Annotated in this window: 18 protein-coding genes; 9 read left to right on the top strand and 9 right to left on the bottom strand. The window is 40.6% G+C overall.

What is annotated here, in order from left to right:
* Together ACFFAP_RS19670 and mobV are read right to left on the bottom strand one after the other, a co-directional pair.
* Positions 1 to 528: hypothetical protein (locus ACFFAP_RS19670; RefSeq protein ID WP_375512781.1), on the bottom strand; the 528-nt coding region annotated here is incomplete at its 3' end.
* Between the two features lie 237 nt (positions 529 to 765).
* Positions 766 to 2,559, bottom strand: a complete 1,794-nt coding sequence (mobV, locus tag ACFFAP_RS19665) for a MobV family relaxase (protein ID WP_375512780.1) — start codon at positions 2,557 to 2,559, stop codon at positions 766 to 768.
* A gap of 515 nt (positions 2,560 to 3,074) precedes the next feature.
* Here mobV and ACFFAP_RS19660 point away from each other — a divergent pair.
* Genes ACFFAP_RS19660 through ACFFAP_RS19650 form a run of 3 tightly spaced genes read left to right on the top strand, consistent with a single transcriptional unit; the run spans position 3,075 to position 4,758 of the window.
* Positions 3,075 to 3,521 carry a hypothetical protein gene (locus ACFFAP_RS19660; RefSeq protein ID WP_375512779.1) on the top strand — a complete coding sequence of 149 codons (447 nt, stop codon included), beginning with the start codon at positions 3,075 to 3,077 and terminating at the stop codon, positions 3,519 to 3,521.
* Positions 3,522 to 3,537: 16 nt separating this feature from the next.
* The gene (locus ACFFAP_RS19655; RefSeq protein WP_375512778.1) at positions 3,538 to 4,341 is read left to right on the top strand and encodes a ParM/StbA family protein; all 804 of its coding nucleotides are present in this window, start codon (positions 3,538 to 3,540) and stop codon (positions 4,339 to 4,341) included.
* A gap of 12 nt (positions 4,342 to 4,353) precedes the next feature.
* Complete coding sequence (locus ACFFAP_RS19650; protein WP_375512777.1) at positions 4,354 to 4,758, top strand: hypothetical protein; 405 nt, start codon at positions 4,354 to 4,356, stop codon at positions 4,756 to 4,758.
* A gap of 131 nt (positions 4,759 to 4,889) precedes the next feature.
* Here the strand turns inward: ACFFAP_RS19650 and ACFFAP_RS19645 are convergent, their stop codons facing one another.
* The gene (locus tag ACFFAP_RS19645) at positions 4,890 to 5,648 is read right to left on the bottom strand and encodes a glycosyltransferase family 2 protein (protein WP_375512776.1); all 759 of its coding nucleotides are present in this window, start codon (positions 5,646 to 5,648) and stop codon (positions 4,890 to 4,892) included.
* A 144-nt stretch (positions 5,649 to 5,792) separates the two neighbouring features.
* On the opposite strand from ACFFAP_RS19645, the gene ACFFAP_RS19640 reads away from it, so the two are divergent.
* Both ACFFAP_RS19640 and ACFFAP_RS19635 read left to right on the top strand, forming a co-directional pair.
* The gene (locus ACFFAP_RS19640) at positions 5,793 to 7,967 is read left to right on the top strand and encodes an ATP-binding cassette domain-containing protein (RefSeq protein ID WP_375512775.1); all 2,175 of its coding nucleotides are present in this window, start codon (positions 5,793 to 5,795) and stop codon (positions 7,965 to 7,967) included.
* Between the two features lie 322 nt (positions 7,968 to 8,289).
* Positions 8,290 to 8,655: a hypothetical protein gene (locus ACFFAP_RS19635; protein ID WP_193948292.1), complete on the top strand. Its 366-nt coding sequence runs from the start codon at positions 8,290 to 8,292 to the stop codon at positions 8,653 to 8,655.
* A gap of 79 nt (positions 8,656 to 8,734) precedes the next feature.
* On the opposite strand, the gene ACFFAP_RS19630 is transcribed toward ACFFAP_RS19635, so the two are convergent.
* Positions 8,735 to 9,265, bottom strand: a complete 531-nt coding sequence (locus ACFFAP_RS19630) for a hypothetical protein (protein ID WP_375512774.1) — start codon at positions 9,263 to 9,265, stop codon at positions 8,735 to 8,737.
* A 47-nt stretch (positions 9,266 to 9,312) separates the two neighbouring features.
* On the opposite strand from ACFFAP_RS19630, the gene ACFFAP_RS19625 reads away from it, so the two are divergent.
* Complete coding sequence (locus ACFFAP_RS19625; protein ID WP_375512773.1) at positions 9,313 to 14,097, top strand: hypothetical protein; 4,785 nt, start codon at positions 9,313 to 9,315, stop codon at positions 14,095 to 14,097.
* 253 nt (positions 14,098 to 14,350) lie between these two features.
* Here ACFFAP_RS19625 and ACFFAP_RS19620 read toward each other — a convergent pair whose 3' ends face one another.
* From ACFFAP_RS19620 to ACFFAP_RS19600, 5 genes are all read right to left on the bottom strand, one after another.
* Positions 14,351 to 15,265: a formylglycine-generating enzyme family protein gene (locus ACFFAP_RS19620; protein WP_375512772.1), complete on the bottom strand. Its 915-nt coding sequence runs from the start codon at positions 15,263 to 15,265 to the stop codon at positions 14,351 to 14,353.
* Positions 15,266 to 15,859: 594 nt separating this feature from the next.
* Positions 15,860 to 16,150 (bottom strand): hypothetical protein, encoded by a 291-nt coding sequence (locus tag ACFFAP_RS19615; RefSeq protein WP_375512771.1) that lies wholly within the window; start codon positions 16,148 to 16,150, stop codon positions 15,860 to 15,862.
* A gap of 8 nt (positions 16,151 to 16,158) precedes the next feature.
* Complete coding sequence (locus ACFFAP_RS19610; protein WP_375512770.1) at positions 16,159 to 17,118, bottom strand: ParM/StbA family protein; 960 nt, start codon at positions 17,116 to 17,118, stop codon at positions 16,159 to 16,161.
* 416 nt (positions 17,119 to 17,534) lie between these two features.
* Entirely contained in the window at positions 17,535 to 18,047 is a 513-nt protein-coding gene (locus tag ACFFAP_RS19605; RefSeq protein WP_375512769.1) for a hypothetical protein, read from the bottom strand.
* A gap of 51 nt (positions 18,048 to 18,098) precedes the next feature.
* Positions 18,099 to 18,683 (bottom strand): hypothetical protein, encoded by a 585-nt coding sequence (locus ACFFAP_RS19600; RefSeq protein ID WP_375512768.1) that lies wholly within the window; start codon positions 18,681 to 18,683, stop codon positions 18,099 to 18,101.
* An 894-nt stretch (positions 18,684 to 19,577) separates the two neighbouring features.
* On the opposite strand from ACFFAP_RS19600, the gene ACFFAP_RS19595 reads away from it, so the two are divergent.
* The 3 genes from ACFFAP_RS19595 to ACFFAP_RS19585 form a co-directional block, all read left to right on the top strand.
* Positions 19,578 to 20,333 (top strand): ParA family protein, encoded by a 756-nt coding sequence (locus ACFFAP_RS19595; RefSeq protein ID WP_375512767.1) that lies wholly within the window; start codon positions 19,578 to 19,580, stop codon positions 20,331 to 20,333.
* Positions 20,330 to 21,259 (top strand): ParB/RepB/Spo0J family partition protein, encoded by a 930-nt coding sequence (locus ACFFAP_RS19590; protein WP_375512766.1) that lies wholly within the window; start codon positions 20,330 to 20,332, stop codon positions 21,257 to 21,259. Before ACFFAP_RS19595 ends, ACFFAP_RS19590 begins: the two co-directional genes overlap by 4 nt.
* 104 nt (positions 21,260 to 21,363) lie before the next feature.
* A partial coding sequence (locus ACFFAP_RS19585) for an AAA family ATPase (protein WP_375512765.1) occupies positions 21,364 to 22,984 on the top strand: 1,621 nt, incomplete at its 3' end.

Below are 22,984 nucleotides of genomic sequence, written 5' to 3'. Positions count from 1 at the left end.
GGATAATTCTTGATAATTACTAGTTCCCGGACAATTAGCAGCCAGAGGAATTTTCTTATAAATCAATTTTAAATATAATTCAATAACTTCTATTTCTACTTCCCATATCTTCTGTCGCTTTGAATACAGGTAGTTTATTAAAGAATCTCTCTTCGGAAAAATAATTCCTGAAGTTATATGCTTAATGTTAGTTTCTATATTCAAATTTGTCTGTTTTCTAAAAATTGGTACTATTTGGCTCCTTACCCATTGCATAAATTGCCTAACCACATCAGCTTTTACTATACCTGTCAATGAATGAATCCCCAAGGCATTCAAAGTATTAACGACGACTATTTTTTGATTCATCATCACTTGTCGCTGATTTGTTTTCGTATCTATTAATATTACTTTTCCATCGTTCAGGGCTGGAGCAATTATTTGGAATACATCAACCGCAAACAACTCTAATCCACTCGGAGCATCTATCACTCGTACTATATTGTTCGAGAAATGCTCAAATTCCCAAAACTGCCAAACTTCTACCATCGTTTTATGGCTCAGAACGATATCACTATCCCATATCTGCCAATCACAAAGGAATCGATAAAGGTACGGAAATAATCAGTACTTTCGTATCTTGATTTTTTACTTCTCTTTGTTATATATTTCTAGTTTTACTTTTTTTAATTTAAAGGGTAGGGTGAATGGCACTGCGCTATCACTGCCGCAACGCTTATGCTGACGCTTTACAATCACAAAACATAATTACGGATTACGAATTATTTAAAGCTCCATTTCCTGATTTTGATGCCGTTGTTGTTGTTGTAATTTCTGCGAGAGATTGACCAGTTCTTGGTTCCAATCTCTCGCAAAACATTTATTTCTTTTAGCCTGTGGCAGCAATTGTTTAATAGCCCGTGCATCTGCATTTCCAAGTTCCGAAGAGTCCAATGCTACCTGTACATTAAAAATATGCTGCAATTGCTCAACAGGCAAAGTATTAGGGCGATCTATTGCCAGGAAGAGCGTTCTTTTGAGCGGTACGTCGCCCTTGACAAGATATTCCAGCATGGCAAAAGAGATGGCATCAATGGGGGATTTACACAGCACTAACCTTTCTGCTGGATCTGTTGGCTGTCCACCTAAGTGAAAGTAAAACCAGCCCTCACGCCGCTTAGTCCCTTTCTCGTAACCTTTGAAAGTGTTGTTCTCGCCCCGTGTCCCCCGCAGGAATGCTCCTATTGCCTGGGGTTCTTCGCCAAGATTCCGCATGACGAACACAGCGTTTTGCTGGTCATCAGCGTAAACCAGCCCCCGGTTATGCAGAACTTCCACAAAGTTTTCAGGTATCCCCCGTTTCTGGGTCAGGTAGTTGCAGACAGAAGACCACTTAGTTTTATCCTCAACTGGTAGCCTAAATTTGTCGCATGGTTCTAACTGGATAATCTCAGCTGCCACTGTTTTAGCAAAAGCTATCGCTGCTCCAATAGCCCCAGCTTCACCAAAGCGCTCATGCAACCAGACAACCGCCTGCCGTAGATTGCACTGGTTAACGTGCATCACCAAGTCAATCGCACCCCCTGAGCCTTTCTGCTGTTCGGGGGCGAAGTCGTAGAATTTGGGACCATCTATATTAATGATGTGTCCGTGACCCTTCCATTTTCCTTCCTCATGGTGTAGCCCCAACTCCCAGGCGACCTCCTCCAAGGGCAAGTCGCGCATTTGTTGAGTTTGAGATTCTAACAATTGCACCCGTTTTTCTAATTGCTGTCGCTCTTTTTCACTATCTCTAGCCCGTTGCTCTGCACGGAACAATCGCTCTGCCATAAAGGAGCGATCAGCCAGTTGGTGGTTAATGACTTGGAACAGTTCATCAGACTGAATCCTGGCAACGTAATTTGTAGCTGATTCAAATGGTGTGGGTGCTAATTGGTTATTTGTAATGACTGCGGTAAGTGGTTCACTGTTAACGGCTTGGTAATACTCTTTGACTTTGGTGTAGGTTGCCTTACTGCCCTTAACCCCTCGTTCAATGCCCAAAGGAGCAAGTGCAGCAGCATAACTATCTTGGAGTTTGGATAACTTAATTCTTCCCTGTCCACCTCTGCCGCCAAACATCGCGTCATGACTGACTCTCCCAGTTTTATCGTTCAATGGCACGATGTAGGCGTGGATGTGTGGGGTACTTTCATCTAGGTGGAGTTCTGCCCTGACGCACTTTGACCGATAGTTTTGAGCCAGCCAGTCACGAGATGCGATCGCCCACTGCTGCATCAGTGAATCAGACCACTGCCCCGACTGAGATGGATCACCAGGGCGGAAATATTCAGGCGATGCCGAGAGAAACATTTCGGTGCATAACACCGCGTCCTTTCGTGGGCGATGCAGTAGCGTAGAGATTTTTTCTTTAACTATCTCCTCTAATGCGCGTGAGTCTTCTCCCCCAATCAACCGGACATTCTCTTTGGTTGGATCTGCGTTGGGTGTTTCTCTATTCCTGGTAACATGGTCATCACTTCCGGCAACGTTACCAAATGTTTTTAGTTTCTCAATTCTGAGAATTGTTAGTGGCGACATAAAAGTTTTATGCTACAAATGCAGTGCGTTGTAGTACTCAAAAACCCTCCAAGCGAACGGCGGTTTCATGTCACGAGCGCAGCGAGAGATGGCGCAGCCACCCGCAGGGCATGAAACCATAGTGAGTATGGTTACTTTATTCTCTAAGCGAAGAATTGTTGAGGGCAAAAAATAGCAATTTCCTGCGCTAAGTTGTGGCATAGTCTAAGGATAGTTCAGGCATAGTCTAAAGAACTTACTTTCTTGAAAAAACTGATTAAGAGTGCTAAGTTGTGGCATAGTCTAGGGATAGTTCAAACTTAGTCTAGGCATAGTCTAGAAAAAATGTAGTTTGGTATACAATTTTGTTATTCAAAATCCACTAATTACATAGATTTAGGGGAGATTGTAACTCAGTTTTTAAAACAGAAAAAATCGATTAGACTTTAATAAGTGATTCTGCATTTTGATTTTCTGCAAGTAAAAAACCGAAGCAACGCGGCTGTAAATGTACAGAAACTTTTGCATGAAAAAAAATGGAACAGAACCAACAAGTCTTTTTTTCAATTAGGCGAAGGTTAGGCACTATTGATGGACAGATAATTAATTATCTCCACTCCAGACCCTTCGATTTAGGGAACCTACCTGAAATAGTAATGTTGACCCTGCTTGAATACTGGTCGCCCTTTGCCATATCTGCTGATGGAGTGGATGGTGAAGAACTCAGGCAGAGGGCAATTTGGTCAATTAAAAAATTAGAAGCACAAGCGGCTTTGATTCGTGAAATTTTTCTGTCATCTCATGTCCAAACTGCTGTGACTGCGAACAACGCTGAAGTTGGCGACAGTGGAGATGGTCAAAGGCTGGTGTCCACCATTAATGATGAGAATGACCAAACCTTGGATGAGGACATTGATGATTTGGCAGAACTAGTTCTGCCAGAAGAAATAAAGCAGATTAACAGCTTGTTTAATGTCGAGTAATAGTTGAGAAAAATTCATGAATACGTCGAAAAGAGAGATTGCACCTGTTTACACAAGGGTAGCTGTGTCCATTGATTTAGGTGGGAGTCAGAGCAAGGTAATTGTTCAGATATATCCTTCGGGTGTGCCGATAGTAATAGCAATGGAGCCAGAAATTGCAGATGTGGGAAAAAACTCAATTACTCAGTTGTCAGGAGACTGTACTTGGGTAGGAATAGGTGATGAGTATTATGTCTTGGGCACTCTAGCTAAAAATACTTTTGCTGGCACACCAGCACTCAGGGATCTGAAATATCACTATGCTTTACCAAAAATAGCGGGATTATTATGGAAAGCAAGCCTTCAATTGGGCTTGAGTAATGGTGTTGATGCTTCCGTGCAATTATTGCTACCACCAGGAGAAATGTCGGACGGCAAGGATTTGGGCAAGAAGCTGTCGGCAGCGTTGAGAAAAGGAATTGCCACACCCACAGGCAAGTTAAAACTTAAGCTACATAATTTTTACGTGGCTCCAGAGGGGAGTGGGATTATGGCTTACCGTAGTCGGACTTTAGGTGCATTGTTTGGGCAAAAAAGTATTGGTTTGTTGATGTTGGGCTACCGGAATGCTAGTTTTTTTGTTTCGGCTAAAGGTAATCAAGCAAAGGCTGAATCTACAGAGTTGGGGATGAATTGGTTAGTGCAGCAATTTGTCGAGCGTACTGCTGTTGGGCTAGCAAAAGATGATTTACGTATACCAAAAGCTTTAGTGTCAGCAAGCTTGGGCAACGTGAATGCATTACAGTCGTTATCACGCAAAGCCACATCTGCTGGAGTTTAATCTGATTTAAAGTTGTTTAACTCAGTTTTACTAGATGTCCGTGGTGATTACTGTCGAGCTTTAATTCGCTGGATTAGAAATATTGCCGTATTGGATGAAGTTATCATTTGCGGCGGGACTGCTGAGTTTGTGCATAAGGAATTAACTCAACATTTTGAAAAAGAGGGCATACCCATTGTTTGGAATGGCAACGTTGAGATGCCTAAGTATCTCGATACCCTCTCTCTAGGTAGCCGAGTTACTGATGTCTGGACTGCACACATTACCTATATCAAGATGTTAGACTACAATTTTGGCTACCAACGTAAAACTGATTTGGTTCCAGACTATCATCAATCCCCACCTGTAAAAAATTCCACCCCACCTAAAGAAGTTTGGGAGAAAAACGGGTTTTTGACCATGCACCCTGGTGTTTAAAGCCCTAATTTGAAAGTGATTGCCTATCGTAGATTCTCTGCGGCTTGCTCCCAGGCGATCGCTTTCAAATTTGCACACTATACAAATGCTGGTGCGCGGTTATTAGCTATATTGTTATACATTCTTGTAAGTTACTGTAGACGCTCAACTTGATATAATTCAAGTGAGTAAAAAGAAGCTGATTTGATTATTTGTTTGAGTTCTTCTGCCCACTGCCTATAAGTTGAAGTACCAATAGTCCCTTCAGACGACTGAATATAATTAACTAAAACTTGAGGATTGACTTTAAATGTACTATTTCCATATTTTTTAGCACATTGGAGTAAGAATTCATAGTCAGCAAATATTCGGTGGCAAGGATTCCATTTTAAAGTATGATTACGGTAATGAATGAATCCATTGCTATCAAAAATTTCTTGTTGACTGATAAAATTATCAAGTATGCAGTTTGGGTTACTGGGAGAAAGAAAAGTTTTACTCATGCGTATAGTTTTACCTTGACAAATAACATCACGGCGACGATTTTGCACAACCATACTATATTTGATGAAGTTTTGTTGTTTAAAAAATTGCTTTACCATAGCTATAAACTCTGGCTCAAAGCTATTGTCATCGTCCAGATAAGCAATTAATTCTCCAGTTGCTACATCTAATCCTTTATTGCGTGCATGGCATAGTCCAAAGCCAATGGAAAGGTGTTCTATTTCCTCATAAACTATATGAAATGGAGCTGGAAATTTAGTAACAATTTCTTTAGTTCGTTGGTTGCCCCCATCGTTAATGATTACCCATTCAAAATTGTGATCTGTTTGATTAAGTAAGCTTTTCAGTGCAATTGTGCTTAATTTTTCCGGTCTATTATAGGTAGCGGTAATGATTGAAAGTTTCATATTTCTCTTTCTATATCTGTTTGTTGTTCTTGTCTTTAAAAAAACTTTTGTATTTTTAGCCAGTTGCTTTTATCTTCTTGCTAACTGTTGTATTATCTGCTGGAGTGCGACAAAAATAGAAACTATTTTCTTGACAATGCACAAATGCAGACTCTACATCTGACTATTCACACGATTCCGATTCAGCAATGCACTGTTGAAAAAACTCCTTTCAGTATTGGTAGCGATAAATACAATGACTTGGTAATTCCTGATAACAGCGTAGATAAAGGACACGCTAAGATTGCGTTTAAAGAAGGTCAGTATTATTTGCTAGATGAAGGTAGTACCAATGGCACACGGGTGGCAGGGATTCGGCTAGAAGCATATCGATTCCGAGCTTTAACAGACGGGAATCTTATAGAGCTTGGTTCGGTGATCGTAGAAATCAAAATTAGCTCCCCTGCACCAGCCAAAATTCCAATATTTCAGGCAAGGCAACGTCAAACTCTCTCAATTGAACGCATGAGATTAGATGCAATCAATTTAAAAAAATCTAGCAGCCCAATATTAGGTACAACTCTGCTCAACGATATTTCTGTATCTTTCTTTCCGCAAGAGTTTGTCGTTATTGCTGGGGTTAGTGGTGGCGGGAAGTCAACTCTCATGGACGCACTCAACGGACAACGCCGCGCTAGAGGTAAAGTATTTGTTAACGGCTGCGACCTCTACAAGAATTTCAACGCTTTCAAAAATAAAATTGGCTATGTGCCGCAGGACGATATCGTTCATTCAGAACTGACTGTGGGGGAAGCACTTAACTATGCTGCTCATCTCCGTCTGCCTTCAGCATCGCCATCAAAAAGGCAGCAACGCATACAAGAAGTACTTGAACAACTGCAACTTACTGGGCGCAAGAATGTCTCTATTGGGCGACTTAGTGGTGGGCAGCGCAAACGTGTAAGTATTGGGGTAGAACTAATCAGCAATCCCAGCATATTTTTTCTGGATGAGGCAACTTCAGGACTTGACCCTGGCACAGAATTACAAATCATGCACCTTCTGCGGAGTTTAGCAGATGCTGGAAGTCTAGTAATATTGATTACTCATGCTACCAAAAATGTGGCGATCGCTGACATGGTAGTTTTTCTGGCTAAGGGGGGCAGACTTGCTTATGTTGGCCCTCCGAAGTTAGCCTTTAGCTATTTCAAAGTCAAAGATTTTGATTCAATTTATGCCAGAGTTGAACACCAGTTGTCACCATCAGAATGGGAGCAGGGATTTAAGTCTTACGCTTTCTACAAAAAGTTTGTCAGTGAACGCCAAAAGACCATTCCCCAAAACTCAATTAAGCCCGTACTAGTTAAGCCGGATTTTCTCCAACAATGGGGGGTGCTATGCCGCCGTAACTTGGCTATTCTGCTCAAGAACAAAATCAGTTTAGCGTTAATGCTTCTAGGAGCGCCGATTTTAGGTTCATTGAATTTTGCACTGTGGAAGCCTGACTTATTTAACACTAAGATTGGCAATGCAGGACAGGCAATTACAATGCTGTTTGTCACAGTCATCATGGCTGTAATGTCTGGAGCGCTAGCTACGATGTCGGAGATTGCTAAGGAAACTGCTATTTATCGCCGTGAGCGCAGTGCCGGACTAGGGATAGTTCCTTATGTAGCATCCAAGTTTCAATTAGCATTTTTGCTAGCGCTTTATCAATCAGCAATACTTTTAGTTTGCATGACCACGGCGGTGAAATTAAATGTTGATAACAGTACTTTTACTCTCATGTACCTCAGCCTCTTCCTCGCTTCTTTTGGGAGCATGATTTTAGGGCTGTTAGTTTCTGCGATTGCACCAAGTCAAAGTGTTGCACCTCTGCTAACAATTCTTGTGTTGGTTCCTCAAGTCGTGTTTGGAGGTGGCATTCTCCCAGCGAACGAATTCAACTCTGTGGGCAAAACATTTAACCAGATGATGTTGACTAAATATCCCTTTGAATCTCTAGTATCCCTGAGTGGACTTGGCGCAGATGTGGCCAAAGACTCGTGCTGGCAGAAAACTGAGCAGCAACGGAAAGCGTTATCAGAAAAACAATCCCTCGGCTGTAGATGTTATGGGGCAAGTGTGTTTAACAAGTGCAAATTTCCAGGGATTGGTAAAGTAAAAAAGTCATCGTTTTTAAATGTTGATTTATTAAAGGTACGTTTGCTGATTCAGGGGATTTTCGATAGCTATGGAAAAACTTTTAAAATTGATTTGACAGAAAATATATTTTCTATGTCGAGATTAATTGTTTTATTAATGATGTTAATTCTACTAGCCCAATTTCTCAAAGGTTAGCAAGTAAAAATACTTATAGCTGAAAGTTCGCTGACTCCAAGTAGGCTGTGCGCCATCTCTAACACCCAGAAGAAAGTATTTGATTAATTCTCAAAGTAAAATACTGAATTAGAGCTTTAGCATAAATAGACTTATTTTTCTACAGACAAGAGTACGGTTTTTTTCCGTACTCTTGTCGATTGATTTTTTGAGGGCAGAAAATATAAACTCTGCGGTGGGAGTAATTATAATTTCCATTTTTACTTGCAGAATCTGGTGTGGAGGAATATTCTTCTGCACCTTTCCCTACTTACTTTCATCTCAAATATCTCTTAAAGAAATCATGCAACAACTAAAATTACCAAGCCACAACAACGGTACATACCCTCAAAAGTCAACAGACTCATTCACTATCCCTCAACAGAAAGAGCGACTAGAAAATCTGTTGTATCAGAAAGTTCAACAAGGGGAAGACATATCCCCTTGTATTGAAGCTCTCTATTATTTAGCTTCAAAGCAAACAACAGAAGACCAACTGCAAGTAATGTGGGCTGAAGTAGTCAGAGAACGCTCGGCATTCAATTCACTGCAAAGAGTAATCATTACAGCCTTCGCCATCTTAGGAATGATTGCCTTTCTCAATGGGGCATTTCGCTCTGTTAAACCATCTGCGGCTGTTGTCAACCCACCTGCTGTTCAACCTCATTAAAAGGATTTTACCAAAAAGCTGAGAGCTTTGTTTGATAATGCTTTCAGCTTATATTATCACTCACTCGGTTTCGGCTCACCTAATATGCTGTGTCCTTGTCGAAAGGCAAACTGTCTTCCGGCTCAAAGTTACGCAGGTCTTGTTCCATCTGCTGACGACGTTGGACGTATGTTCTGCTATCTTCAATCCTTCCTCTCATCTGCCATGCACCAAAATTAATACCCTTTTCTGCGTATTTAGCAGACACTTTGTTGTAATCATCAACCTCGATTTTCTTGCGCCACTCAAGCTGTTCGAGGGCACTTTCACTGATACCAATTTTCTGAGCGTATTCTATATATTCAGGTTTGAGAGAACCATCAGGGTTAAATTCTTTTTTTTCTTGTTCGCTGAAGAAATCGTAGGCTGTGTAGATTGTCCACGGCTCTGGATCAGTCTCGTCCAGGTGCTTCCACTCGTCATACTCTTCTTTTATTCTACGAGCATAACTATCAATTGCTCCTGGATGTGTGCCAAGAGATAATTTTTGTTGTCTTACTTCATCTTTTAAAGTTCCATCTGCATTGAATTCTTCCTTATGCATATTTATCCAACGCTTAATTCTCGACATACAAACCTCTCAAGATATTAACCAAGTTTCATTAACTTTTTAAACCCATGACTCTGGAAATTAAACATTTTGATCCCAGGCTCAATCAATGGATTTATACAGATGAGCCTAAAACTATTTTAACTGAAAATCTCAGTAATACTTTACTGGAATTTTACTTTCCTGATAAAAATTTTTCATTTGGACATTCAGATGAATACAGTACAGATGAAGACTTAAAAAATCATCCAGATGGACACATTTTACTATTATCTTCAAAAACTCGTTTACTTTATGGAGATAGAGAATGTTTAGAAACGATTCAAAAAATTTGTCCAGATAGTAAAGACCGTGGGGCTTATGGTTCCATCTTGCTTGGGGCTTGTAAAAATGCGATTCACGAAAAGCTAAACATTCTGGTAGTAGATGATTCTACTGATAACAGGGGTGAAAATGGAGAAATATTATCGAATGATTTGGCATATAAACTAGTTGGAGATTGTTATGGGCAGATTTCAACACAACTTTATGACAAGCTAACCTTCAGAGAATCCCAAGTAGATAAAAGCTATCGTGTAATTCAGCATCGATTTGGTTGGGTAGATGGGGTTGGAGAAGATACTACTAAATATCGCTTTGGCAAAGGAACACTGCGACCATACAGACTAGATAGAATAAAATATGCAGACCCGAACAATGAACAAAAAATCGATATAATTCTTCCCATAAGCAGTTTTAAGGGAACAGATAAAGATAGACCCAAAGGCCCTACTAAGCCGCAGATTAAGCCAGGATTATATCAGCAAAATATTTGGTTAGCTGAAAAAGGGCAATCTCAGCAAGGTCAGATGTCTATCTCCCAACTGCTGGCATCTTTCCCCCAAGGAATTAAAGATTTTGCCGAAGAATTAGAGTTACAAGCTCAAAGATTAGCCTCTATTCAAGATGATCCAAGAATTGTTGCTGCTTACTATTGTCAAAGATACGAAAAACGTAAAGAATCATTGAGCCAAAATAAATTAAAAACAGGAGAAGTAACCAATCAAGAAATAGATGTTAAAGACTTAGGGACAAATGATGATTTAGATGCAGATCAGGAATTGGATGACGAGAGTACTAAAGATGACTTATTCATGTACAAACTCATTAAAGCCGATTTACTTGGGCATCAGCAGTTATTAGAAACTGAGAAGGTCAAACAGGAATTAAATCGGTTTGTACAAAGTGAGTGGCGAGATATTGCTGTTGGGAAAACGCTTACTTTTGACCGAGGAATGATTATTCCCTCCAAGGAACTAAAAAATGGTGAAATTTGTATCTCTTGGCTTGATGAGCAAGAAAAAATTCTTAACTTCCGTTCTCCTTTCCTCAACTCTAATGGTTTGTGTGTTTCTAATAATAAATATGTTAAGGATCAGTTAGGGCCAGATGGTGAACCCTTAGAAGGCATAATTGTAGTCAATGACGAAGACCATAAGCGCATACAGCAAAGAATTACAGAGTTAGAAGCACTCTTGGTTGATGTTGATTTTATCGACCCAGCAGAAACCGAATCAGAACGCCAAGCACGAGACTACGATGGTGACTGCATTGGTGTGGCAAAAGCCAGCTTACATCCCAACTTAACGGCAGAGGCAGAGCGAAGAAATCTTCCCCAAAACGCCTATTCGCCCACGGTTAAGCTCAAAAAACAATCATTTTATGATCCCACCGATGGAAGCCAGCCCACATTTGAAAAAATCGCTATCCACATGAGCGATAGCATCAGCGTGGGCATAATCAACAATCAAGTGACAGCACTGGAGGCATTAGAATCGGAAATTGAGGTACTTAAAACTTACGGAACTATCGAGCAACAATCAACTTATTTAGACCAAGTATCTAAACGCTATCAAAGTTTATTTGAACAGGAACATGACGAGAAGCCCAAACCAATTAGAGCAGAGTACAAACCCTTCATGCAATCTGTTGTAGCTCTAGCAGAGAATCCTAACAGAAGAAGAGAGATTATTCAGCAGGCGATGGATGTTAACCGCCTGATGTACCGAGAAATGATTGGTGAGGGATGTTATCAAAACCAAATAGCGGTTGATTTATTCAAAAGTGCTAAAAAACCTGAGATGGATAAAATCCGGGAAAACAGCCGCTACTTATATCGTGATGTTAATTATATTAAAGATAAGAAATCTTCGTCAGCTTATTTAAACACAGGGATAACACCAAAAGGCTACTCACCAGTAGAATTATTAATTAGCCAAACCAATAAATATTTCCAAGAATCACAGTTAGAATCGCGTCCCATCGTCCAGTTTAAAGACTTGTTCAAAGGAGTAGAATTTACACCACAGCAAAAATTTGCAGCAGTTGCCGCCAAGTACGAGTTTGATCTGAAGTTCAACGCTGCGGTTCGTGCCTCAAGGCGGCGAGAAACAGAGTCTGGCCCTAGCGCAATTATTCAAACGGATTCAGGAACGCAACTCGAAATTACCAACCTCACCCGCTACGGGCATCCCCTAATCTGGAAAGCCCAGACACTTAATATTCGCCTAGATGAGATTAAATTCACAAACAGTGAACGCCCCCATAAATTATTAGCAGTTGCACAGATAGATGGTGAGGTTGGGGAAGATGGAAAACCCGCTTACCGCAACCTGGGGACAGTTAGCCAACAATCTGTGACTGACCACAACCTCAAGGCGGGGATGACCATGCAGAGAGCTAAACTCCTAGAACTAAAACCAGAACTTACTAGAAGCCAAACTAAACTACTCTATGCCTTGGCAAATGAAGCGGCAGAAGCATTTTACGCTTCAATACCAGAGTCAGAAAAACTTGCATCCGCCGCCGCCGCTTGGAACATCTGTGCATCCCGTCAGGATGAACTTGAAGTTGCAAGAAAAGAAAACACAAACCCCCAGGCTCGCGCCAAAAAAGTTTCCAATTTCGCCTTCGCTGCTTTCCCAACTGAGATTATTTCTCGCTTAAATAAGTTGCAATTTACTGAACCGAAGTTAGTCACATTGAATAATGAAGCAAATCAATTTTTGGGTCGAGACTGGAATCCCACCGAAAAACACCCGATAGAAATTAGAGCCAGCCACCACCCAGTCGGACATGAACGCCACGTTTCCAGATTAATGTTTGTCCAGGATAGTGACGGCGAATATAAAGAATTTGCCATGCTTGAAACCAGAACCGCACAGCTTCCCATTGGTACGAAAGCGCTCTCTTGTATGGTTGGGATAGAACCTGCTACTGCCAAAGCAACTATTGGACTGCCAGGGAACGAGCCGATTGAAATTACTATCCGTGAACTCAAGAACTTCTCTTATGCAGGACTTGTTTTTAACGCCGAACCGCTCAACTTAGAATTTGGCACTGTGCCGGTGACTGACAAAACAGTAAAAATCAAAATTGATGCTTTGACTTTGGGTGAGTTAGACAGTGATTCTGTCCAACAGTTGAAACAAATTGATTACCTGAAAAATGGTAATCCCCTAAAATTAAAGCTCACGTCAATCTCTGAGATAGGAGATCAAGCTTTTGTCCTGGGTGAATCTCCCAATGGGAATCTCCTTAAAATTAATAAAATTAACTTTTATGATTTTTCTGGTCAGACATTCAATGATGAAAATTACCGAAAACTGACTGTCGAAACCTCAGCTTCTAAAACTAGAGATGCTGTGTTTTTGAATGGTGAACCCTTGGGAGTATTGCACTTCAAAAAAGACAAAGACGCACTCAGACAACTTGGGCTACTCAAAACCGGACAACTTACACCCGCGCCTGCAATCATTGAAAGTAATTTTTCTGTTATTTGCGCTCAAATAGACCCTAATACCGTTGAATATCCCCAGAAGTGGACGAAGGAATTTCAGGCTTTTGGGACTCAATTGGTTAATCCTCAACAGCAGGAGATGATTGAGAGTAGTGCGAAAATTCTACATCAGATTAAAGAGCGCCCTACTTTCTTATTTTCAACAGAATCAAACAAAAAACTTGGAGTCATGGGCTTGGCTGTTGACAACCAGAAAGCTGAGACTGTGACTAAATGGTTAACTGCTCAAAAAGTTGAATGTCAACAAGTACCAATAGAAGATGTTATCAGGGAAACTCAAAAAGGTCTAGCGGTATTTAGCTTAGTCAGTAGTTCAATTCCCCCCAAAACTTTGGAGAACATGACTAAGAAATTTGGGGCTGTCATTGAATCTAATCTTGAGTATCAACAAAGAGTTAATTCCCTTGCCACACGACCGCAGTTTTTGAAACCACCAGAACAAACAGCACAATCCCCACCTAACCAATCTATAACCCCATTACTCTCCACTACTCCTTCTACACCAGACATTAGTAATAACGTGAAAACCGAACCTTTAGGTGTAGAGAAGCTTCCGACAGTCACTATTGATGACTTGAGAAATTGGTACAATGCCGCAGATAAGTTAGGGAAGCCGGAGAATTACAAAAAACGCATTGTAGAAGTGGCCAATCAGTTTAAAGCTGGTGAGCAATTATCAGCCGAAGCGTTGACAGTAATGAATAAAGATACATTTGAACTTGAAGCCATCAGTCGGTTGACTCAAATTGCTCAAAGGATTGGCATGGTTTGGGGTAAGTCTGATGAAAATGGTACTCAAGTCCAAGGAAAGATTTATGACTTGGCTTTCAATACCCAGCAGAGGGATTTAATTATTTTGCAGAAAAATGGAGAGGTAATTTTAAACTTGCAATCTGGGAGAGTGCAGACGAATAAACTAACTCCACAGATATTGCAAACTTTTGAGGATGCTAATACTCAAATTGATCAAATATTAGCTAAATCTCAAACGCAACAAATAGACTTACAAAGATAACATTTAACTTCAATTTTTTTTAGAACACCTTTTTGGATTCTGAGTTGAGGAGGAATGAATTCTCTTTTGAAACTAATTCACATTAAACTTAATTGTTGTAAAAAAGATTAAATATCAATTTCCTTTCTTTTTCGCAAGGCGATCGCTCGGTGGTGAAGGGGATTTAAGCAACAGATACCGTTGCCTAAATATTACTTGGCAACAGTGTTATTTTTTAAGATAAAAAATGATAATTTAGACGTTGACAATAACGCTATTCGCTAGAAACAACAACCCGAAACCCAATGTGGTTGAGCTTTCTATGTTGCACAGCCGCTCTACGAAATGCTGAACTACAATGGTGTGGGCCAAAATAGCATGAACCGCCACGCAAGACTCGATATTTGGGACAGGATAATTGAAAGCTACCAAATCGAAACCAGTATTGGACAGTTTCATCAATCCATGCAGTTCCATCTGTTGGCGCACCAATATAATTTTTATGCCATATATCCTGACACCACTCAAAGACTAACCCGTGCATATCGTAGAGTCCGAAGGAATTGGCAATCTCATAGCTACCTACAAAAGTTGTCTGTCTGAGATACAATCCCTGACGTTCAGAACCATAAGTAAAATTACCATCATAGTTGGCTAGATATGTTGTGATAGTTTTACCAAAATGAAACGGAGTAATAGTTCCAGCACGACAGGCATACTCCCACTCGGCTTCAGTTGGTAAACGGTAGGATTTGCCAGTCTCACGAGATAATCGGGTACAAAATTCAATTGTATCTTCCCAAGAAACGCATTCTACAGGTCTTTCCCCTCCCTGGAACTGAGATGGATTAAATTTTAAGTCAATATTGACTTTCGGTAAGATGGCAACTCTTGCCCATTGCGCCTGTGTAATCGGAAACTTGCCCATATAAAAGGCTGGAATTGTTACCTGATGGCGCGGTTTTTGAGGTTGGTAAATTGCTTGAAAATATTGAGGTTGTGGAATATCTAACCTTGATGCTCCCATCCAAAACTGTCCAGAAGGGATGCTAACCATCTCTAAGGACACATTATTGCCTAAGTCTTCCGTGAAAAATTCTGCTCGACTTTGATTACGGCTGATTTCTTGCCCCATATCATTTATTGATACCACATCAAACTCAAAAAAATTATTGCCTCCTGACCGCATCTGCCCTCTCCTTCTTGAGTTTGCTTGGAAAACTTTTTAATTATTATTCCCTTGAAGAAATCACATTGAGTGATCGGCCTTGGTACGACCGAGCAATAGAGATGTACAAGCACTGGCTTGAAAAACTGTTGTTACGATTGGGCTGTAGCAACTCAAGTAACGCAATCAACTCTAGCGTACTCAATCTTTGGTCTACCCTTTTCGACTCCACTTTCAACATCATCCGCCGAATCACTGATCAATTGGTGACTTTACAGTTCCAACCTTGTTTAATGGTAATTTTGATGTGTTTGCAACACAAACACCGTTATCTTAGGTTGCTCGTGTGTTTCAGACAATTGAATGCCAGTACCTCAAGAAGTTCAACATCTTCTTAATTCCCCACACTAAGAAGGGTGTTGGGGGTAGGGTTGCAGCTTCGTGTGTTAGGAAAATTGAATTTTAGTGTATCAAATAGAACAAAATATTCTTGCTTCCTTACACCCTTTCATCCAGGAATACCAGGGATTTACTCTTAACAAGCGTGCCATTCTCCTTACCACCCTGAAGGCTAATTCCCCTTCTTTACCAACCATTGTGAACTTCCTTTGACGGTTACAAATCAAAATCAAGGCTGAATGTTTCCGGTTCAGAATCTTCTTCTTTCTCCTGTACAAATGGAGTTGGAGTCCAAGACGTGAGTTGGTTTGACTCAGTATTAATCGGAGTGTTTGCCATTTGTTGTACAGGTAATCCAGCCTTAATGAAAACAAAATAGCAATCAACTATAAAGTAAATCGTGTCCAGGTAACTTTTATCTAATTTTTGCGATTCTGCAAATATGCGCTCTCGGTAATTATCTTTAAGGCGAACTTTTTCCGGTGCTAAGTCTTTTTTATCTGCCATAGTTATATTCACTTAAGAGATGTAGTAGTTGGATTCTTGGCAAAAATAGTTTTTGCCATCTCTAAAAGCCCAGAGACATTGGCTTCCACCGGATTGTCCAGGATTTTGAAGCCGTTTTTCTCCAACAGCTTCTTAAATCCGGGTAACAGGCAACCTCCACCAATCGCCCAGATTTCATCCCCTTGGTGTTTAGCATCAAGCGTCAGATTCACCACTTTCTTCAAGTATTTTTCATACCAATCTTTTAAACTTGCGCTGTATATATCTTTGATATCGATGTCACGGCTGTACCTGGTATGCCCCATTTCCAGACAAAATCGGATTTTGGAAGCATCCCCAATTTTTCCTCCATTTAGATGTTTCATTTTTTGGGAGATATCATCAATGAGAACTTCTACACCAATGGGGTAAGCGGTATGAACTTCTCGCTGACCCCGGTTGTAACGAGAATACAGGGTCGTACCATTGCCAAAGTCTAAAATGGTTAATTTTTTGGGTAGTGGATGCCCAAACAATGCACCCATACCCTCTAGTACAACTTTCAGCACTTCTACTTTCACGTCTGATTGTTTGCCAGCAAGTATCGGCTGATATTCCCCATTTAGTACTTTTTGTAGTTCATTAGCCAGAGCAACATCATGTAAACTGACGACTAATTTTAAGTGCCTTGCCTTACGGTGTGGCAGATGTGCCAATGCGCCCAATAAAGTCAACAACGCATTATTGACTTTATTTTCATTATTGTCTGTGTTCCGGTCAAAATAATTCCCTGTACGGTAAGCTGACTCTCCAACTGTGTAAGCAGTGCCGTTAAAAACTACCCGTCCTGGAACATCTTCCATCTCGGCATTAGTTATATAGCTGGGCACACGAACTACTTCAAACCCTTCGACTAAAAGTTTGAGACTTCCGTAACCGTTATCGAAACCCGCAGTCAAAATTTTTTGTAAGGTGTGAATGTTTGACATCTGCTCCAAGTAATAAACTTTAAGAAAGTGAAAATTATCTGTTCAAGTGATCTGCAAGAGCAAGAGAAAGAAGAAAAAAATAACTTCCCCTTATTTTCCCAACTCAAGAGCTTATCATAACCCCTTGGGGGCTAAGTGGGGTACAAAATGTTATTCAATCAAATATACCCTATAAAGCCCCTATATAGGAGCTATGTGGGAGTCAAAATACCTCAAAAATGCTTAACTATTGTTGGGGTATATATAGCCCCCATATAGCCCCCACGTAGAATTTTTGAAATCTTTTTTATCAACGCAGCAGAAATTAAATTAGATCATCGTTGACTCTTTGATTTATACTTTACTGTCAATATTTTGTTGAAAAGCAATTCAGTCTTGATCTTTAACTTCTTGCTGACTATGTAACGAGCGAGTTACTACTTGCTTACAGGTTCAGCTTTCTCTACTGAATTATCATTCACACCCAGAGTCAATTCCAAAGGAGTTCTTTGGGGGTAAGCTTTTACCACTTGTCGATAAACTTCATAGTTAGTAGGTAGCGTCTTCTGAGTATTACCCACTCCATAGGTCAGTTTGTACTTTACATCTTTAACTAATTCGGGTTTTCCAGCCTCTTCTTGAGGTCTTTTGTGTTGTTCAACTTCATCAACACTTGGTCGCGGCGGTAAAGTAGGCCACCATAGCCCTCGGTCATCTGGCCCAACAACTGCTCCTGCCGGTTTCAATCCATTCCGATTCACCACTGAAATGTTAGCAAAGGTTTCAATGCGTGGCTGTGGTTCGCTAGTTAGGTTATTGGCATATTTAACTTGCCATGTGTAACTGGTGAGTGCTGTAGCTTCATACTGTTCAGCAGTAGTAGTGCTGCAACTAGTTAGTGTCAGTGCCGTTAGTGCAGTTATTATTGAGGGTAAAAATCTCATTTGCATTATCAATCGTAAATATCTCTTACCAGTCACTCTTAAAGAGGGTGTATGCGATCATTGCTGCCAAGGAGAAGGGATTGCTGTTGTCGAAACCACTTCTCCCGTTGTTAATCTGATAGCCGTCTGCTCACAATTAGGACATTGGATTTTCAACTGAATTAGTGAAGGACGACCTTTGTACTCACCCATCACAGGTTCACCAGTATACTCGCTGAGTACTCCCTGCTGACAGTGCCAGCACTCAAATATAATCCGGCTTACTGGTTCATTGCAGTTTAGAAATCTCACATGCTGACATTTTTCTGGTGGTAACTCAGGTTCTGACTCGCTTTTTCCAAAGTGTCGCTGTTCTTCGGCTTGGGTCGGGGAATTTGATTTGTTCTTGTCAGGGTAGATACGCTTGGCTTTAGCTTTTTCTAAAGCTAAAAGCTTGCCGTCAGTGCAGACGTTTTGCGGTTCTTTATCACCAAGCACTTGGAGTTTTACTTCTAGTACTGACTCATCATTTGGGGTGGAGTCAGGGTGAGATATTGTCTGCTGTTTTCCCACAGGACGATAAGCAACAAATTCCGGCTTTGGATTTAGATTGTTGGAATTAGGCTGTTGAGGTGATTTAGATGAGCGCTTGTTATATTTCATCAACACTTTGTTTTAGAAAACTTTGCAGACTGAGAAGCCTCCATATTTTACCTACAAATTCATTTGTAAAACACTTTCTGCGGAGTTACAAATAGGGTTGTGAGAAATCCGGGTCTACTCATAGACACGGCATCAAAGCGAGAGCAAGATCAGATTAAGGAATATCTGATTTCTTAAAAGCTGTTTCTACCCAAGGAGAAGGAATTGCCATTGTCCTTAAGCACTTCTCTCATATTCAGTTTAATCACCGTTTACTCACAGTTAAGGCACTTAACTTTAATTTAAATGATAGAATGTCGCCCTTTATATTCTTCAACTACAGTTTCATTGCACAAATCCTGCCAAATGAAGTGTTAGGACAATGATGATGCAGTAACGCAATATTAGCTTTGCTACTGAGACGCAGAGGGTACACAGATTGATGCTTTTCTGTCCCTAATGGCTACTAGTCGTGAGCTTGGGGTTAGTTTTTTTTAGTATATGCAGGCTCCGATCATACAGACCGAAAAAATAGACTCACTAGCTCAGATGACTCTGGCAAAAACTGCTTTTAATCTGCTCGACTATTCCTGGTAGACAGAGCAACGGACTGCCCCAAATTATTGAGCCGATACCTTGCATTCTTATTAAGCAAGGCTTTTTATTGATTTATCAGCATAAATAATGAGTAAAATATTTTGTTATTTATTGTCAACACTTAAGATGTACTATGACCCTAAACATACTCTTCGTTAAAATTTACGTCTAGCAAGGAGAATAGTACTTAAGCCAACTTCCTTGATTTCATTTCTTTAAAAAGAATACTGGCGAATAACGTTATTCGCTTCTAATAGTCCCTGATATAAATTTTTCATGGACTATCAGGAAATTATCCTTTATTCTCAGTAATAATCTATGACTCGAAGAATTATTGCACTGTTCAACCAAGCCGGAGGTGTAGGAAAAAGCACTCTTACTATGAACCTTGGTTATCATTTAGCACAACGAAATAATAAAGTACTACTTGTTGATATGGACCCACAAGGATCATTGACGATGTTCATGGGTCTAGAGGCATCAGAGTTAGAAGATACAGTATACAACGCAGTTGTCGATGGTGATGCCTTACCTATCAGCAAAAACATTCACAGCATGGATCTTGCACCATCCAATATTGACTTAAGTGGTGCTGAACTGGGACTGGTTATGGCTGATATGCGAGATTTTAAGCTGAAGCAAGCCTTAGAACCAGTAGTAAATAACTATGACTTTATTTTGATAGACTGTCCACCTAGTCTAGGATTATTAAGCTATATTAGCTTAGTCGCAGCTACTCATGTCCTGATTCCTATTCAGACACATAATAAAGCGCTTCGAGGAACAGAGCTACTATTTCAAACACTTGCTCGCGTTCAAAGAGGAGCAAACCAACAGCTTAAGGTTGCAGGCATCATTCCTACTATGTATGATGCCCGTACCGCACAAGGTAATAGAAGCCTTGATTCCGTCCGTCAATTAGGAGCGCAAATCCCTGTTTACGAAACTATTCCTATTGCTATAGCCTTTGCAGATGCTTCTGAAAAACACATGCCTTTGGCACTTTATAGTTCAAGCCATCCAACAGTAAAAGTTTTAGAAAAAATTGCTAAAAGTCTGGATACTTTACAATGACCAGTAAAAAAAGCTCTGAGCCTGCCTATCAAGTAAAGGGTGTTGATTTATTATTCCTACAGAAAAATGAAACACCTCTAGAATCAGTTCTGTTATCAGCTATTCATCTCCCCTCAAAACAACCTAGACGCTACTTTGATCTTGAGGCAATGGAAGCACTGACAGCATCAATTAGAAAAAAAGGGGTGTTACAACCACTTCTTGTTCGTCCCAAAGGACAGAATCAGTATGAACTTGTTGCAGGTGAACGACGTTATCGCGCTGCCAAAGAAGCTAAGTTAGAAACAGTTCCAGTTATCATAAAGGATTTTTCTGACGAAGAAACTTTTGAAATCGCTCTTGTAGAAAATCTACAAAGAGAGGATTTAAACCCTCTTGAGGAAACAGAAGGTATTTTAGACTTGTTATCCTTAAAACTTAATCAGTCAAGAGAAGCTGTTATCTCACTGTTCCATGTAGTTTCTCATCCTGAGCGGGAGTCGGCGAATAACGTTATTCACAGTGATGAATGGAAGGTAGTTTTGGAAGTTTTTAACATTATAGGGAAATTTACTCCTAATAGTTTTCGTACTAATCGCTTACCATTACTAAATCTTCCAAAAGATATTTTGGAATATCTTCATCAAGGAAAAATAGAATATACAAAAGCAAGAGAAATAGCCCGGATTAAAGACGATATCCAGCGAGAAGAACTTTTAACGCTAGCAATTACTGAAAAATTATCTTTGAATCAAATTAAGGAGCGTATTGCCAGTATAAAGACAGTTGTTACTAAAACAAAGTCTGAAAAAAGCGCAGTGTACCAAAGCCGTCTCAAGGCAATATCTGTGAAAGCTAAAAAAACCAAAGTATGGGATGACTCCAAAAAGACACAGAAATTTGACAAGCTTCTTGCAGAAATAGAAAAGCTTCTTGCAGAAGAATAGGCACAAAGACTACATGAATATGCTAGGGATGCGGTCTAGTATTTATGTACTATAATTAACTGACTGCTACGTTTATAATGATGTGCGGCATCTGATGATAAGCAATGTCCACTCCCCCTAATCTTTCCCCTCAACAAATAAACGCCTTTCCTCAACACGAAACAATCACCGGAGTCGTAGAACGCCTAACTTTTTACTCTGCTGAATCGGGTTACACTGTGGCAAGGCTGACCCGTCCCCGTAACACTGAACTCACAACAATTGTCGGTAGCTTCGCCAATATTCAGCCAGGTCAAACTCTACAGCTAACTGGTTTCTGGCGTGACCATCCTCAGTTTGGGCCGCAGTTCCAGGTAGTTAATTACAAAGAAACCAAACCAGCAACGCTTACCGGAATTGAGAAATATTTGGGCAGTGGACTGATTAAAGGTGTTGGCCCAGTCACAGCAAGACGGATTGTTGCCCACTTCGGTTTAGAAACGCTCGACATTATCGAAAACCAGATTGAGCGGCTGATTGAAGTTCAGGGTATTGCCAAAAAGCGGATTACTCTCATCAAAAACGCCTGGTCAACCCAAAAAGCCATAAAAGAAGTAATGGTGTTTCTTCAAAGCCACGGCGTTTCAACCACTTATGCAGTCAAGATTTACAAACAATACCAAGACAAAGCGATCGCTACAGTAACCCATAACCCCTACCAGCTAGCAGCCGATATCTATGGGATCGGTTTTCTGACTGCTGATAAAATTGCCCGTAACTTGGGAGTTGCACCTGATAGCGAATTTAGATATTGTGCTGGACTGGTTCATGCTTTGAGCGAAGCTGCCGAGGATGGGCATTGTTACTTACCTCAAGTAGAACTAATTGAATCGGTGATTAAACTGCTGACTACTGAGGATCACCAGCCAACAGAAGATGCTATCGCTGTGACTATCAAAGACATGGCTCTCAAAGATGAGCTAATCAGAGAGAAAATTCCAGACCAAACCCTGCTGTGCTACAAACCAACTTACTTTCATACAGAACAAAACCTAGCACAACTGATATCTGGGCGCTTAACTCAACCGATTACACAGGACATTCCTCGTGTTCGTGCCTGGATTGAGCGCTTCACTGCTAGTCACAAGATTCAGCTTTCAGAGCAACAACAGCAAGCGGTCGAGATAGCAGCTTACTCCAGGATGATGATTTTAACTGGTGGCCCTGGCGTAGGAAAAACTTTCACTACCCACACCATAGTTAGTCTATGGAAAGCGATGGGGAAATCTATTGCAATGGCAGCACCAACTGGACGGGCTGCTCAACGTTTGGGTGAAATGACTGGGCTGGAAGCAAAGACTATTCATCGCTTGTTAGAATTTGACCCCAGGACAAGGGGATTTAAATGCGACAGTGAAAACCCTTTGCCCCATACAGCAATTATCGTTGATGAAGCATCAATGCTTGATTTGTTTCTGGCTTACTCCTTGGTTAAAGCAGTATTGGCTGGCGCTCTACTGTTGTTGGTGGGTGATATTGACCAGTTACCATCTGTGGGGCCAGGTCAAATACTTGCTGATCTGATTAATTCTGGTCGTGTGCCAGTAGTGCGGTTGACCCAAGTATTCCGTCAAGCTCAAACAAGTGCAATTATCACTGCTGCTCACCAAATCAACAGGGGACAGTATCCCACGATTGAACCAATTTCTGACAATCCTGTGTCTGACTGTATTTGGCACGGCGGTG

This window comes from uncultured Nostoc sp. (assembly GCF_964245575.1).
In the GTDB taxonomy this organism is placed as follows: domain Bacteria; phylum Cyanobacteriota; class Cyanobacteriia; order Cyanobacteriales; family Nostocaceae; genus Nostoc.
The sequence above is the reverse complement of the archived record's forward strand: the minus strand, read 5'-3'. Positions and strand labels throughout refer to the sequence as shown.